Source organism: Superficieibacter electus, from assembly GCF_002915575.1.
Classification (GTDB): domain Bacteria; phylum Pseudomonadota; class Gammaproteobacteria; order Enterobacterales; family Enterobacteriaceae; genus Superficieibacter; species Superficieibacter electus.
Genome location: NZ_PQGD01000007.1, coordinates 260,706 through 276,101, shown reverse-complemented (window position 1 = coordinate 276,101; position 15,396 = coordinate 260,706). Strand labels below are relative to the sequence as shown.

The window sequence follows — 15,396 nt, the reverse complement described above, 5'->3', positions numbered from 1 at the left end:
GATTGGTGGGTCGTGCAGGATTCGAACCTGCGACCAATTGATTAAAAGTCAACTGCTCTACCAACTGAGCTAACGACCCCCACACTGTACTGATTTTTGTTGCTTCAGGGCTGTTAAATATCCCTTGGCAACGGCGGCATATATTACTGATTTAAGAATTGAGCGCAACAAAAATTTTGAGGAAGATCACTTAACTGCTTACGATTCATGCGGCATGACCAGAAAAAAAGCGTTTTCTGGTCATGCGCTACTCATTGTAAACCAGAAAGACGTTTTTGTGCCTGTTTCGCACCGTCAGTCCCCGGGTACTTGTTAATCACCTGCTGATAAACGGCTTTGGCTTTTGCCGTGTCGCCTTTGTCTTGCATGATGATCCCGACCTTGTACATTGCATCGGCGGCCTTCGGAGATTTAGGATAATTTTTCACCACATTGGCAAAGTAATATGCCGCATCATCCTTTTTACCCTTGTTGTAATTCAACTGACCCAGCCAGTAGTTAGCGTTTGGCAGATAAGTTGAATCTGGGTATTTTTTGACGAAATTCTGGAATGCAACGATTGCATCGTCCTGGCGGGATTTATCCTGTACCAGCGCGATAGCCGCATTGTAATCGGTATTTGCATCACCGCTCTGTACCGGTGCGCCTGATGTGGCTGCGCCAGCATTGGGGGCTGGTGAAGCAGTCGCAGCGCCGTTTTGATCGCCCGTCGCAGGCTGGGCGGCTGCGCCACCGCTGCTAAGGCTCTCCATCTGCAACAGGATCTGCTTTTGTCGCTCAACGACCTGGTTAAGCTGGTACTGACTTTCCTGAATCTGACCGCGTAACGTATCGATATCGGACTGGTTATCAGTAAGCTGCTGCTGGAGCTGGGTTAAAAGCTGGCTGTGAGCATTTGAAATACGCTCAAGTTGGGTGACACGGTCTTCGACCGAGCCTGAGCCGACACTACTGATTGGTGCCTGAGCAAAAGCGGCCCAGGGGGCCGCTATTCCAACCAGTAACGACAGACTCAACAGATGATGTCTGAAGTTACTGCTCATGCCATTCTCTTAGTAAACCAGTACGGCACGACGGTTTTTGGCATAGGCCGATTCGTCATGACCCAGTACTGCAGGTTTTTCTTTACCGTAAGAAACGATGGAGATCTGATCAGCAGAAACGCCTTTACCCTGCAGGTACATCTTAACGGCGTTCGCACGACGCTCACCCAGGGAGATGTTGTACTCAGGCGTACCACGTTCGTCCGCATGACCTTCTACGGTGACTTTGTAAGACGGGTTGCTACGCAGGAAGTTAGCGTGCGCATCCAGCATTGCAGCGAAGTCAGAGCGGATATCGTACTTGTCGAGATCGAAGTAAACGATATTGTTCTGTTGCAGCTGCTGCATTTGCAGGCGAGCCTGTTCTTCAGAAGACGCGTTGCCGCTACCGTTAGCATCCATACCAGTGCCAGCACCGTTCAGCATGCCGCCTTCGCTACCGTCATTGCTGGCATTTTTGTTAGACGAACACGCTGCGATTGCCATAACAGGCAGGGCAATCATCAGCCCTTTCAGCACTTTGTTCAGTTGCATTTCTTTAATTCCTTTAGTAATCAATTAATTATTATCACAGATACGGCGACCAGGCAGGGAATTTAACCTGACCATCAGTTGCCGGAAGACGCGCTTTGAAACGCCCATCTGTAGAAACCAGATTCAGCACAGATCCCATCCCCTGAGAAGAGCTGTAGATTACCATCGTGCCGTTAGGTGCCAGACTTGGCGTTTCGTCCAGGAACGTTGACGACAGAACCTGTACGCCACCCGCTCCGAGATCTTGTTTAGCAATGTGTTGCTGCCCACCATCTGAGCTAACCATTACCATAAATTTACCGTCGCTGCTTACATCAGCATCCTGGTTTTGTGAACCCTGCCAGCTTATACGCTGCGCCGCACCACCGTTAACGTTCACTTTATAAACCTGCGGACGACCGGCCTGGTCAGAAGTGAATGCCAGGTTCTGGCTGTCCGGGAACCAGGTCGGTTCGGTGTTGTTGCTGCGACCATCGGTCACCTGACGGATCTGGCCTGAGCCGATATCCATTACGTACAGGTTCAGGCTACCGGTTTTCGACAGCGCGAACGCCAGTTTGCTGCCATCCGGTGAGAATGCCGGTGCGCCGTTGTGACGCGGGAACGAGGCCACCTGACGTTTCGCACCATTCGCCAGCGTCTGCACTACCAGCGCAGAACGACCGCTTTCGAAGGTCACATACGCCAGTTTGTCACCTTTAGGCGACCATGCCGGAGACATCAACGGCTGTGGTGAACGGTGAACCACAAACTGATTATAACCATCGTAGTCAGAGACGCGCAGTTCATACGGGAACTGGCCGCCATTGGTCTGCACGACATAGGCAATACGGGTACGGAAAGCACCTTTAATACTGGTCAGCTTTTCAAATACTTCATCGCTGGCAGTATGCGCGGCATAACGCAGCCACTGTTTATTCACTTTGTAGGTGTTCTGTGCCAGCACGGTACCTGCTGCCGCACCCGTGTCAACGAGCTGATAGCTTACGCTGAAGCTGCCGTCAGGATTAGATGAAACCTTACCGACAACCACGGCATCAATACCCAGCGCAGACCACGCTGCCGGTTGAACTTCTTGCGCCGAACCCGGTTGCTGAGGCAATTTTGTGCGATCTAACGGATTAAACTTACCGCTATTACGCAAATCTGCTGCCACGATGCCACCGATGTCTTCAGGCGCAGCACCAGGGCCTGCCCACTGGAAAGGCACAACGCCAATCGGGCGCGCTGAGTCCACCCCTTGGGTGATCTCAATACGCACTTCTGCATGCAGCACTGCTGCCCACAGTAAAAGAAAACCAAATGCTATTCGTAATGCCTGCTTCATCATATCTCCCTTATCCAGGCGGAAAGCCCACGATAATTTAGCAGAATGTTAACAAACTAAAATGGACAAAACTACTTTCACCCTGCGACTAAACCTGGTCTATTTTTTCCTGTTTGCATAGGAAGAAATGGCTTAAGGTTTAAAATCCATTGGCGCGTTTTTGAAAGTCTCATAAATCCCGTCACTCGGAGGTTTAGGGAATTTCGACATCCGATTGGTGGCTGCAAGCATAGCCTGACAAAATGCTGGATCTCCATCTTCTATCTTAGCATCAAGCAGCGTCCCATCTCTTGCCAGCCGAATACGCAAGGTACAAACTTTACCCTGATAACTACTCCAGTCATGCAGGTAATTCTTAATTGCCGCCTGAACTTGCGAACCGTAATCATTAATCTCGCCTTGAGTAGGGCCATTTGCTTTATTATTGCCCTGTCCTGGCGAGGAAGGATTACCCGCTTTCGGTGCATTCTTACCGGAACTTAGATCGCCAAAGAGATCATCTGCTTCAGCGGCGGCTTTTTTATCGGCCGCAGCTTTATTCGCAGCAGCCTTGTCAGCGGCTTTCTTATCCGCCGCAGCTTTATCCGCAGCAGCCTTGTCAGCGGCTTTCTTATCCGCCGCAGCTTTATCCGCAGCCGCTTTTTTATCTGCGGCAGCCTTGTCCGCCGCTTTCTTCTTAGCGGCCGCTTTCTCAGCCGCCGCTTTTTTAGCTGCATCAGCCTCGGCTTTCTTCTGGGCATCCGCCGCGGCTTTGGCAGCATCAGCCTGTTTCTTCGCCTCGGCAGCCGCTTCAGCATCGGCCTTTTTCTTTGCGTCAGCAGCGGCTTTTTTAGCCGCATCCGCGGCTGCTTTCGCCTGAGCATCGGCTTTCGCTTTGGCAGCAGCTTCGGCCTTCGCCGCGGCTTCCTCAGCCTGTTTTTGCTGCTCTTGTGCTTGCTGCGCTTTAGCTTCAGCCTGTTTCTGCTCTGCTGCCTGTTCGCGCGCTTTTTCTTCTGCGGCCAGACGCTCCTGCTCCAGCTTTTTCAGCTCTTCCTGTTTTGCGGCCTGCTGCTCACGCAACTCGTCCGCCTGCTGTTGCTCTTGTTTTTTCCGCTGCTCCGCAGCACGCTTAGCGCTCGCATCCTGAGCTTTGGTGCGGTTATATTGCTCAACAACCGCGCCGGAATCGACCATGACCGCGTCGATAGAGGAGCCACCTCCCCCACCCGCAGAAGCTTCAATATGCTCGTCGAACGATCCCCAAATCAGTACCGCAATCAAAATGATGTGCAGCACGACTGAAATGATGATCGCGCGTTTAAGCTTGTCGTTTTGTTCGGTTGCCTTTAACACTCTCGGTTCCCAAAAACAGTTTGCCCGCTACCTGACGTAAAAACGCCAGAGCCAAGCAGATGATCAAATAGGTTGCGTCATCAAACCAACCGATTTCACACCCGCACTGTGTAGCAGGTTCAGCGCTTTAATAATTTCATCATAGGGCACGTCTTTCGCGCCACCAATTAAGAAGACCGCTTTCGGATTCGCAGCCAGGCGACGCTGTGCTTCAGCAATAACCTGCTCCGATGGCAATTGCGGAAGCTCTTCCTGCCCCACTTTTATGCTGTACTGCCCAATACCAGAGACCTGAATAATGACCGGCGGCTCATCATTTGAACTGACCGCCTGCGTTTCAGTCGCTTCCGGCAGATCTACCTCCACGCTCTGGGTGATGATCGGCGCGGTGGCCATGAAGATCAGTACCAGCACCAGCAGCACGTCCAGCAACGGAACGATGTTGATCTCGGACTTGAGTTCGCGGCGCGCTCTTCCACGTGCTTTAGCCATGATTTACCCCTTGGTGCTCTCGCTGCTGGTAAAGGCCTGACGGTGCAGAATCGCGGTAAACTCTTCCATAAAGTTGTCGTAGTTAAGTTCCAGCTTATTAACCCGCTGGTTAAGACGGTTATAGGCCATGACCGCCGGAATCGCGGCAAAAAGACCGATTGCCGTCGCGATCAACGCTTCCGCGATACCTGGAGCAACCATTTGTAGCGTTGCCTGTTTCACTGCGCCGAGACCGATAAAGGCATGCATAATCCCCCATACGGTGCCGAACAGGCCGATATACGGGCTGATTGAACCGACAGTACCAAGGAAAGGAATATGCGTTTCCAGGGTTTCCAGCTCGCGATTCATAGAAATTCGCATCGCTCGCGACGCCCCTTCCACTACCGCTTCCGGCGCATGGTTATTGGCTCGGTGCAAACGGGCAAATTCTTTAAAACCGCTGTAAAAAATTTGCTCCGAACCGGCAAGGCTATCACGGCGTCCCTGGCTCTCCTGGTAAAGGCGAGACAGCTCAATGCCCGACCAGAACTTGTCTTCGAACGCTTCTGCTTCACGCGATGCAGCGCGAAGAATACGAGTTCGCTGAATGATGATGGCCCAGGATGCGATTGAAAAACCAATCAAAATCAGCATGATAAGTTTAACCAGAAGGCCAGCCTTCAGGAACAAATCAAGGATATTCATGTCAGTCACTGCTTAAACTCCGCGACAATAGACTTGGGAAGCGCACGAGGCTTCATTATGAGTGGATCAACACAGACGATAAGAACTTCAGCTGCGTTCAGGACCGTATTCTCTGCATTGACGATACGCTGCGTGAACACCAGCGAGGTACCACGCATCGATGTTATTTCTGTTTGCACCTCGAGCATGTCATCGAGTCGCGCCGGCGCAAAATACTCAATCGTCATTTTACGCACAACAAAGGCAACTCGCTCAGCCAGCAATACCTGCTGACTAAAGTGATGGTGGCGCAGCATCTCTGTGCGTGCTCTTTCATAAAAAGCCACGTAGCTGGCGTGGTAAACCACACCACCGGCGTCGGTATCTTCATAGTAGACACGCACCGGCCATCGAAACAGCGTTGTATTCACTTTACATCCCAGTAACGCAAAAAGGTTAGAGCTTTCAAACTTCGCTACTATACGCGCGGGCAAGGTGGTTTGGAATGGGTTGACGTAAACGTAGAGTAAAAATTTATGGGCTTTTGCAAGCCCATAAACGTAAAGATGTGTACTTGCTCAATTAAAGAAAAAAATCAAGCCGGTAATCAGGAGCAAATCAGCAAGTAGCGGGCAAAAAATGCCCTGCCAGAGGGTCGTGCGGGGACGAAAGCCGACGCCGTGAATTACGCCTGCGCAGACCGCCCACATCAGTACCAGGCCATGCCATATTTCCAGTTCGCTGGTTTTCGCCGCAAAGCGCGTCGGGTCCCAGAAAATACAGCCAGCCAGTACTAAAGCCATGATTAAAGAAAGCGCCCGTAACGGGCGCTTATCCATTACCGCGTACAGCGTAGCGATAATCTTGACCATCAGTGTCTTTCTTCACCCGTTTTAGACGCTTCAACGTGCTCCAGCGCCAGGGCGGTGATCACGCCGAATGCACAGGCAAGAAGCGTTCCCAGAATCCATGCGAAATACCACATAATGTGCTCCTTACTTAGTACATTGAGTGAGTGTTGCTTTCGATATGTTCTTTGGTAATGCGTCCAAACATCTTCCAGTAGCACCAGCCGGTGTAGAGAAGAATGATTGGGACAAATACCAGCGCCACAAAGGTCATCAGATTCAGCGTCATCTGGCTGGAAGTCGCATCCCACATTGTCAGACTGGCGTTCATCATCGTGCTGGACGGCATCACGAACGGGAACATCGCAATACCGGCGGTCAGAATGATACAGGCCAGAGTTAAAGAGGAAACTACAAACGCCAGCGCACCTCTTTCCAGACGTGACAGCAGGATAGTCAGCAACGGCAACACCACACCCAGCGCAGGAATAGCCCACAGCACTGGCATGTTATTGAAGTTAACCAGCCAGGCACCTGCCTGACGAGTGACTTCTTTGGTCAACGGGTTAGAGGCTGCATGATGATCGATGGCAGACGTCACCACATAGCCATCAATCCCATACATCACCCAAACACCGGCCAGGGCAAAACCAATCAGGGTCACCAGCGCAGCAATTTGCGAGGTGGTGCGCGAACGCAGATGCAGTTCACCCACGGTACGCATTTGCAGGTACGTCGCGCCCTGAGTGATGATCATCGCCACGCTGACTACACCTGCCAGCAGACCAAACGGGTTCAGTAACTGGAAGAAGTTACCGGTGTAGTACAGGCGCATATATTCATCGACGTTAAACGGCACGCCCTGCAACAGGTTACCGAACGCCACGCCAATCACCAGCGGCGGCACAAAGCTACCGATGAAAATGCCCCAGTCCCACATATTGCGCCAGCGTGACACTTCGATCTTAGAACGGTAGTCAAACCCTACCGGACGGAAGAACAATGAAGCCAGCACCAGAATCATCGCGACATAGAAGCCAGAGAATGCCGCAGCGTAAACCATTGGCCATGCCGCAAACAGCGCACCACCAGCGGTAATCAGCCATACCTGGTTACCGTCCCAGTGCGGCGCAATAGAGTTAATCATGATTCGACGCTCGGTGTCGTTACGACCGAGGAAACGGGTGAGCATGCCCACCCCCATGTCGAAGCCGTCGGTCACTGCAAAACCAATCAGCAGAACGCCAATCAACAGCCACCAGATAAAACGCAATACTTCATAATCGATCATTTGACGACTCCTGTCTTAGCGTGCCGGCTGCGAAGCGACGGAGGACTGTTCGTAGTGATAACGACCGGTCTTCAGGCTGCTTGGCCCAAGGCGTGCAAATTTGAACATCAGGAACAACTCTGCCACCAGGAACAGTGTGTACAGGCCGCAAATTAACAGCATAGAGAAAATCAGATCGCCCGGGGTTAACGACGAGTTTGCGACAGCGGTCGGCAGAACTTCACCGATTGCCCACGGTTGACGACCATATTCAGCAACAAACCAGCCGGCTTCGATAGCGATCCACGGCAGCGGGATAGCATAGAATGCGGTACGCAGCAGCCAGCGTTTTTGCCCGATACGGTTGCGGATCACGCTCCAGAAGGAGGCGGCGATAATCAACAACATCAGCACACCACAGCCGACCATGATGCGGAAGGCGAAGTACAGCGGTGCCACGCGCGGAATAGAATCCTTCGTCGCCTGCTGGATTTGCGCTTCAGTGGCGTCAGTCACATTTTGCGTGTAGCGCTTCAGTAACAGACCATAGCCCAGGTCTTTTTTCACGCTGTTAAACTGCTCGCGCACGCCCTGATCGGTAGAACCGGCGCGCAGTTCTTCAAGCAGGTGATAAGCACGCATACCGTTACGGATACGCTCTTCATGCTGCACCATCAGGTCTTTGAGACCAATGACCGGCGTGTCCACTGAGCGGGTGGCAATAATGCCCAGTGCGTAAGGAATCTGGATAGCGAAATGGTTTTCCTGGCTGTCTTGATCCGGAATGCCAAACAGCGTAAAGGATGCTGGAGCTGGCTGTGTTTCCCATTCAGCTTCGATAGCAGCAAGCTTGGTCTTCTGCACGTCGCCCATTTCGTAGCCGGATTCATCACCCAGTACGATGACAGAAAGCACTGCCGCCATACCAAAGCTCGCCGCGATAGCAAAAGAACGTTTAGCGAACGCGAAATCGCGGCCGCGCAGCATGTAGTAAGCGCTGATACCCAAAATGAACATTGCGCCGCACACGTAGCCGGAGGCAACGGTGTGGACAAATTTCACCTGAGCGACCGGGTTAAGCACCAGCTCGGAGAAGCTGACCATTTCCATGCGCATGGTTTCGAAGTTGAAATCCGAGGCAATTGGGTTTTGCATCCAGCCGTTAGCGACAAGTATCCACAGTGCAGAGAGGTTAGAGCCGAGGGCCACCAGCCAGGTGACGGCCATGTGCTGCACTTTGCTCAGGCGATCCCAGCCGAAGAAAAACAGACCTACAAAGGTGGACTCAAGGAAAAAGGCCATCAGCCCTTCAATGGCCAGCGGCGCACCAAAGATGTCACCAACGTAATGCGAATAGTAAGACCAGTTTGTCCCGAACTGGAACTCCATGGTCAGACCGGTAGCCACACCCAGCGCAAAGTTAATACCAAACAACTTGCCCCAGAATTTGGTCATATCTTTATAAATCTGTTTGCCGGAGAGGACGTAAACCGTTTCCATGATGGCCAGCAGAAACGCCATACCCAGCGTCAGCGGCACAAACAGAAAGTGGTACATCGCAGTCAAGGCAAACTGTAAGCGCGACAGTTCGACTATATCTAACATCATGACTCCTTGCTCATCGCATGAAGACTCCGAGAGTGAACCCCGTTAGAAAGGGTCACACGCATGCCCCAATACAAATTATCTGTGTTTTTCGACCGGAAGAGACCGATTTTTCAAAGCGTTCTGCCTGGCCGGAAGAAAAGTTACAAATACGTTAATAAAAATATCAAATTGATCCCGCAAATATACTACGCTGTAAAACCCTTACAATAAACAGGTTTTTAGCGAGTAATTTTACGATTTTCGACATCGATCAATATCTGCCCATTTTACGGTTATCCAGCTAGTTTGATCTGCAACAATTTAGCTCTTTTCTGTGCTTTTATCAAAGTATTACTTTTTGATATAAATCAATTTTAGTCTTTTTTGTTAACTATGTAGGTGAATAAAGCACATAGTAAATTTTATGTTAATAGCATGATCTTTAAATGACATCATCCGTTATCAATTATTAGATACCTGGATAAAAAGGCAAAATAAATTTAATAAGCGAGGAATTAACAGGAGATGACGACGAACAATAATGAAAGGTAGATCACATTATTTTTTTGCACACCAGCAGACAAAGCCAACCATTACATTTTATTTACCACAAAGAATATAAAAATTAACACCACCAGTTGATTATCACCCTGAACAGTGAAATCCCACAGGGGGATTTCACTGTCCGCACGCGACGCTAGCCGAGCGCAATGCTCCACGTTCTTGACTGCCCCGGCTTCAGTATCACGGGCGTGTCTGTCACGACTTCACCCTGCTCCAGCCAGTGCTCATCCATTGTTGTTTCATGGCAGCATTTCGTCTGCCGGTTAAACATCAACATCGTTTCCGCGTTGTCACTGTCTGAAGGATTAAAAAGGCGGATAATGAGTTCATCACGATCTTCTGCTTTCTTCAGTACGCTGAGTTGGCATCCGGTTGCGGGCATGCTGAAAAGCGAGTAGTGCTCCGGGGTCAGAATGTTACTACGGTTCAGCTTCATCGCATCCCACGGCATTTTATGGTAGCACTGTACCGGCGTAAGCCAGCGTCTGGCCTGCTGCGCAACGCCTGCATTGAGCGGTGCTCCGCAGAAAGGCCACAGGCTGAAACGGCAGTGGAGTTCACCACGCAATTGCGAATCCGGTACCGGCATTTTGATCCCGGAAGGCCGCCCCGGGCGTAACAGTAAATTTTCTTTACCCAGCAGTCCGACGCCGCGCACAAGCGTGAGTGCAAAAGCGCTCTGCGTTTCGCCGATAACTTCTATTTCGCGCAGCCCTTCCGTGAAGAGCGCGAGCCCCTGCCCCGACTGTTGAAGTACCGCGTAGTTAAGCAAATTCCATACGGGCACTGGTGCCTCTTTCCAGCCGTCCTGTTGCCAACTGTCCATCGCACTGTCGTGTACCGGACGCGAGATAGAGCCAAACTGGGTGTCAGTGAGCACGCAGTCAGCTTTGTAAGGCACAGGAATGCGCACCCGCACCCGATGATCGTCCGCCTGATTATTCAACTGGACATCAAAATCAACGCGCCGGCTTTGATGACTCAGGGTAACGGTGGTTTGTGCCGATAGCGTTCCTGAGCATTGACGGGCCGCGCGTTCCACGAGGTTAAGCGGTATGGCGAGCTCGCTTTTGATCACTGCCTTGCTCTGCCACGCCTCGTTAATTACTTCAACCTGATGGGTTGCTCCGACAGAGGTCAGCAGCCACTCTTCGCGCAGCGGAGAATAGTCATACTCATCGCCATCATCCGAACCGTCCTCAAACTCCAGCACACGCTCGTACACCAGGCCGCTCTCTTTATCGGTCATATTGAGCGTTCCGTCTTCGTTAAGCGTAATGCGCCAGTACTCGTTCTCCAGCAATGCACCACTGTGTGTCATCACCGGCAGTGGTGTAGCCTCCTCGCCCGCAATAATATGCAGCCTCTGGAACCCCATCGCTGGCAGGGCCTGCCTGAACTGGATATCGTATTCAATGAAAGGATCGTAGTTACCATAATGCACAATTTGCCGGTCAACCAATCCCGGATCGAGTTCACGCCGATCGCGGATAAAGTAGACGACCTCATTGCCGTCACTATCCAGCAAACGGAACTGGCTGGCACGCAGACGAACCGAAGTATTGATGACTTCATCACGTGGCCAGGGCATCAGGTTAAAAAGCGTCAGTTTGTCATTATCCTGCGCAGGCATGTTGTCGACAATTTTGCGCATATAAAAAGTTATCAGGTTATCGGCCATGTCTTCCGCCAGCCAGAAACGCGACATAATTTCACGATGAACGTTGTCACTACAACAGCAACCGATACTGTCATGGGCGTGATTCTTAAGGATCTCCTTCCACATTTTTTCCAGCAGGCCGTGCTGGTATTCAAACCCCAGCGTCCAGGCAAGTGTCGCCAGCGGTTCGAGAATATTGACGATTTTGTTTTCGATACGCGCATGGGCAATTTTGATATCCATGCGCGTAGAGCCGATGGTGCGATGAACTCGCATATATTTACCGTCAATAAACTCCCCTTTTAGCGTCGCCAGTTGGCTACGCTGTTGTTCAATATGCGCAAAAACCTCTTCGAAGCGACTCATCACAAACTCACGCTCGGGATAAATTTCCCGCAGCGTTGCCATCACGGCGAAAATATTTTGCTGGAGGGGCATTTGATCGTGGCCGTTCGGTAAGAGAATTTCTTTGGTTAATGATGCGTTTTCCAGTACCTCAAAGTAACTGTCGAGACGTTTACGTAGCCCGTCTTCATCCTCCGGTAAATATTTACCAATGGCATAGCCCAGCGGCAGCACCTGCGCCACCACTTCACTCCCCTCACCGCTTTGCCACAGAAACTCCGTTTTATCCGTGCCATGACGTTCGGAACAGCCGCGCCAGAACATCGCTCGCCTGATGCCAAAACCGTTATAGATATGCGGCAACTGGCCGGACATGCCGAAGGAATCAGGCAAATAGCCAATTTTCATGGGTTCGCCAAATGCCAGGCAATCGCGCATTCCATAAAGCAGATTGCGCAGGACAGACTCCCCGGCAACGATGGACGTGTCAGTTTGGGTATACCAGGGGCCGATAATTAACTTGCCCGCCTGCACCAGCGCTTTTACGCGCGGTTTATTTTCCGGCTTAACGGCAAAGTAGTCTTCAAGGATCGCCGTTTGTCCATCCAGAACGTAATATTTATACTCCGCATCCTGTTCAAGACGGGTGAGGATTTCTTCCATATTATTAACAAGTAAAATACGCGACGCTTCGGTGGTGAAATACCACTCCCTGTCCCAGTGCATATGCGGCGTAATGTGAACGCGAGATACAGCTTTCATGTTCGTTTCCTGATTAAGTCAAAATTATGGCATTACGCGGTCAGGCGTATACTTACCTGCCCGCACCGCCTGACGTCGCCAGAGCAGCAAAATGCAGGTGGAAATGGCGGTTCCAATTAGCGCCGCGCCTAACCACCCCGCTGCGGCCATGACACCGCCCGTACCCGCATCGTGCAGCAGGAACAGTGAAAAAATCCCTGCGCCCGGCGTGGAAAGGCCGATGTGCATCGCGCCGACAATCGCGCCCGTGACCAGCGAGCCGAGCACGAAGGAACCAATTACGCGCAGCGGATCTTCAATTGCCATCGGGATTGCGCCTTCCGTAATCCCGGCCAATCCCAGCAGCCAGGTTGATTTTCCGGTTTCGATTTCAAACGTTTTGAAGAGATGGGGAGCCAGCACGGTTGAGGCAGTGACGGTAAATGCTGAGACCATTTTGACCGACGCGAAGATGGCATACGGGCCAAAAACACCGTTGGCCATTGCGCCAAGACAAAACGCGTAAGCCGCTTTATTTACCGGGCCACCGAGGTCGAATGAGCACATAAACCCGAGGATCGCCCCAAGCAGCAAGGCATTAGTGCCAGAAAGCCCTTTCAACCACGCCGTAAGTCCATTGTTAATCCACGCCACCGGTTCACCGATCACAAACAGCATCAGGCTGCCTGCCACCAGGGTTCCCAGCACCGGGTACAGATAAAACGTCAGAAAGCCGTTAAATTTGCTGCTCAGGCGAATATGTTCTTTCACCCAACGCATCAGATAACCGGCAATCAGGCCGCCGACCACCGCGCCAAGGAAACCTGAGCCGATCATATTGGCCGCCAGACCAGCAGCAAAGCCGGGAGCCAGCGCGGGTTTATCGGCCAGAGAGTATGCGGTATAGGCCGCCAGCACTGGCACCATCAGCGTGCCGAGAATGCCGCCCCCGAGCTTGCGATACAGCCACAGCCACGAGTTTTCCTGATCGAAGAGATGCTGCAAGCCCAACATTTGTGCCAGCAGGACGGAAACGGCAAGAACAGTACCGCCCGCGACAATCAGCGGCACAGCGAAAGAAATACCGCTCAGCAGCGCCTGCTTTAGCTCGGTTTTAACGCTTTTTTTATTCTCCGTCTGCGCCAGAGCGACGCGAGGCTGCTCAGCGGGCTGTAGCGCCAGCGCCTGTTCAATCAGCGCCGTGGCGTGGCGAATCGGCTCTGCCACGGGGACATGCAGCGCCGGAATGCCCGTGAAGCGCTCAGCGTCTTTAATCGCGACCTCAGCGGCGAAAATACAGGCCTGCGCCGCATGAAGTTGCTCAGCACTCAGCCGATCTTCAATCCCGTTAGCGCCCTGCTTTTCGACAAATATCTGTACGCCAAGCTGCTTGCCTGCCTTTTCCAGATATTCTGCGGCCATATACGTGTGGGCGATCCCGGCGGGACAGGCGGTGACGCAAACGATGACCGGCGCGTTCATCGCGATCGCCTTCTTGTCACTTGCCGGTGAAGAGGACAGGGCCTGCAAAAGCTGTTCCGGGGTAGTCGCAGCGTTAACCGCATCGCGGACGGCATCATCTGCCAGACGGCTGGTTAACGCCGTTAAAAGCTGCATATGCGTGCTACCCGATTCACCAGGCGGGATCGCTAACAGGACAATAAGGTTAACCTCTTCCGGCCCGTCAACCCCTTCCCAGCTTAGCGGCTCGCGCAGCGTCGCCACGGCAAATCCAGCTTCCTTAACCGCCTCACTCTTGCCGTGCGGCACCGCCAGACCTTCGCCGAGCGCGGTCGGTCCCCCGGCCTCACGGGCAAAAACGTCGCCGAGAAATTGCCCGAGATCGCTAATTTTACCCTGCTCCGCCAGCCGCCGTGCCAGGGCGTGTATGGCGTCATCCCGACTGGCGAATGTGGTTTGCAGATAGAGTGCTTCCGGATGCGTCAATGTTGTCAGGTTCATCATGATCCCCACTCAGTAATGAAAAATGATCTTCAGCATGCCTGAGTGAATAATACATTTATGTGATCATTTTCGCTTTATGCGAAATTTGTATTTAATTTGTATTATTTACATTGTTGTCACAGTGCGGATAATCGGCTGAAAGGTATTATGCTGGCGCAAGCCGGGAGTCATATGTCGAGTAAACCTATGTACCGGCAAATTGCCGATGCGTTGCGCGATCGGATTGCGCGCGGCGAGTTAAAACCAGGGGATGCCCTGCCGACAGAATCCCTGTTACAGGCAGAATTTAACGTCAGTCGCGTGACTGTACGTCAGGCCCTTAAACAACTGACCGCTGAATCAATCATTGAGAGCATTCAGGGCAGTGGCTCTTATGTCAAAGAAGAACGGGTCAATTACGACATCTATCAACTGACCAGTTTTTACGAAAAACTGGCCGATCGTAACGTAGCAACGCACAGCGATGTTAAGGTGTTTGAAGTCATTGACGCAGAGCCATGGCTGGCAGAAAAGCTCCAGCTTGGGGCGGACGATAAAGTCTGGCACGTTAAGCGGGTGCGCTTTATCAATCAGAAACCAGTAAATCTGGAAGAAACCTGGATGCCACTGATGATGTTTGCGGATCTGACGTGGGAAGTCATGGAAAATTCGAAGTACCATTATATTGAGCAAATAAAAAAAATGGTTATCGATCGTAGTGAGCAGGAACTGGTCCCAACCATGCCCTCGGCAGAAGCTATCGCCGCGCTGGCAATTGATGCGCAAAAACCCATCCTGGAGAAAATTTCGCGCGGTTTTCTTAAAGACGGCAGAGTATTTGAATATAGCCGCAACGTTTTTAGAAGCGACGATTATAAGTTCACGTTGGTGGCACAGCGAGGGACGCCTGCAGGAAGAAACGCTAGCCGCGATTAAGAACGCAAAGGCCGGGCAATTTGACAACCTGAAATCATTAGCAAGCAATTAATTGCTTGCGTCACAAACTTGGCCCATGCCACAGTTTTTTTCGCCAATGCTGGCAG

The 15,396-nt window shown here is 51.8% G+C and carries 14 protein-coding genes and 1 tRNA gene; 1 reads left to right on the top strand and 14 read right to left on the bottom strand.

Going from position 1 to position 15,396, the window contains the following annotated elements:
- Positions 1-3: 3 nt before the first annotated feature.
- The 14 genes from CHU32_RS11020 to mngA all read right to left on the bottom strand — a co-directional run bounded on the left by CHU32_RS11020 (position 4) and on the right by mngA (position 14,371).
- Positions 4-79, bottom strand: a tRNA-Lys gene (locus CHU32_RS11020).
- A 172-nt stretch (positions 80-251) separates the two neighbouring features.
- Complete coding sequence (cpoB, locus tag CHU32_RS11015) at positions 252-1,043, bottom strand: cell division protein CpoB (protein ID WP_103677515.1); 792 nt, start codon at positions 1,041-1,043, stop codon at positions 252-254.
- Between the two features lie 9 nt (positions 1,044-1,052).
- The gene (gene pal, locus CHU32_RS11010; protein ID WP_103677514.1) at positions 1,053-1,577 is read right to left on the bottom strand and encodes a peptidoglycan-associated lipoprotein Pal; all 525 of its coding nucleotides are present in this window, start codon (positions 1,575-1,577) and stop codon (positions 1,053-1,055) included.
- Positions 1,578-1,611: 34 nt separating this feature from the next.
- On the bottom strand, positions 1,612-2,904 hold the full coding sequence (tolB, locus tag CHU32_RS11005) for a Tol-Pal system beta propeller repeat protein TolB (RefSeq protein ID WP_103677513.1): 1,293 nt from the start codon (positions 2,902-2,904) through the stop codon (positions 1,612-1,614).
- Between the two features lie 132 nt (positions 2,905-3,036).
- Positions 3,037-4,236 carry a cell envelope integrity protein TolA gene (tolA, locus tag CHU32_RS11000; RefSeq protein ID WP_103677512.1) on the bottom strand — a complete coding sequence of 400 codons (1,200 nt, stop codon included), beginning with the start codon at positions 4,234-4,236 and terminating at the stop codon, positions 3,037-3,039.
- A 63-nt stretch (positions 4,237-4,299) separates the two neighbouring features.
- Positions 4,300-4,728, bottom strand: coding sequence for a colicin uptake protein TolR (gene tolR, locus CHU32_RS10995; RefSeq protein WP_103677511.1), 429 nt, complete (start codon positions 4,726-4,728; stop codon positions 4,300-4,302).
- Positions 4,729-4,731: 3 nt separating this feature from the next.
- Positions 4,732-5,424, bottom strand: coding sequence for a Tol-Pal system protein TolQ (gene tolQ / locus CHU32_RS10990; RefSeq protein WP_103677510.1), 693 nt, complete (start codon positions 5,422-5,424; stop codon positions 4,732-4,734).
- A complete protein-coding gene (ybgC, locus tag CHU32_RS10985) occupies positions 5,421-5,825 on the bottom strand; it encodes a tol-pal system-associated acyl-CoA thioesterase (RefSeq protein ID WP_103677509.1) in 405 nt (134 codons plus the stop codon). The genes tolQ and ybgC overlap by 4 nt, the downstream gene beginning before the upstream one ends.
- Positions 5,826-5,972: 147 nt before the next feature.
- Entirely contained in the window at positions 5,973-6,266 is a 294-nt protein-coding gene (gene ybgE / locus CHU32_RS10980; RefSeq protein ID WP_103677508.1) for a cyd operon protein YbgE, read from the bottom strand.
- Positions 6,266-6,379 (bottom strand): cytochrome bd-I oxidase subunit CydX, encoded by a 114-nt coding sequence (gene cydX / locus CHU32_RS10975; RefSeq protein WP_103677507.1) that lies wholly within the window; start codon positions 6,377-6,379, stop codon positions 6,266-6,268. Before cydX ends, ybgE begins: the two co-directional genes overlap by 1 nt.
- A 14-nt stretch (positions 6,380-6,393) precedes the next feature.
- Entirely contained in the window at positions 6,394-7,533 is a 1,140-nt protein-coding gene (gene cydB, locus CHU32_RS10970) for a cytochrome d ubiquinol oxidase subunit II (protein WP_103677506.1), read from the bottom strand.
- A gap of 15 nt (positions 7,534-7,548) precedes the next feature.
- Complete coding sequence (gene cydA, locus CHU32_RS10965) at positions 7,549-9,117, bottom strand: cytochrome ubiquinol oxidase subunit I (protein WP_103677505.1); 1,569 nt, start codon at positions 9,115-9,117, stop codon at positions 7,549-7,551.
- A gap of 679 nt (positions 9,118-9,796) precedes the next feature.
- Positions 9,797-12,430, bottom strand: a complete 2,634-nt coding sequence (mngB, locus tag CHU32_RS10960) for a mannosylglycerate hydrolase (RefSeq protein WP_103677504.1) — start codon at positions 12,428-12,430, stop codon at positions 9,797-9,799.
- Positions 12,431-12,454: 24 nt separating this feature from the next.
- Positions 12,455-14,371, bottom strand: coding sequence for a PTS 2-O-a-mannosyl-D-glycerate transporter subunit IIABC (gene mngA, locus CHU32_RS10955; RefSeq protein ID WP_103677503.1), 1,917 nt, complete (start codon positions 14,369-14,371; stop codon positions 12,455-12,457).
- Positions 14,372-14,545: 174 nt separating this feature from the next.
- On the opposite strand from mngA, the gene CHU32_RS10950 reads away from it, so the two are divergent.
- A complete protein-coding gene (locus CHU32_RS10950; RefSeq protein ID WP_103677524.1) occupies positions 14,546-15,289 on the top strand; it encodes a GntR family transcriptional regulator in 744 nt (247 codons plus the stop codon).
- The last annotated feature ends 107 nt before the right edge of the window (positions 15,290-15,396 follow it).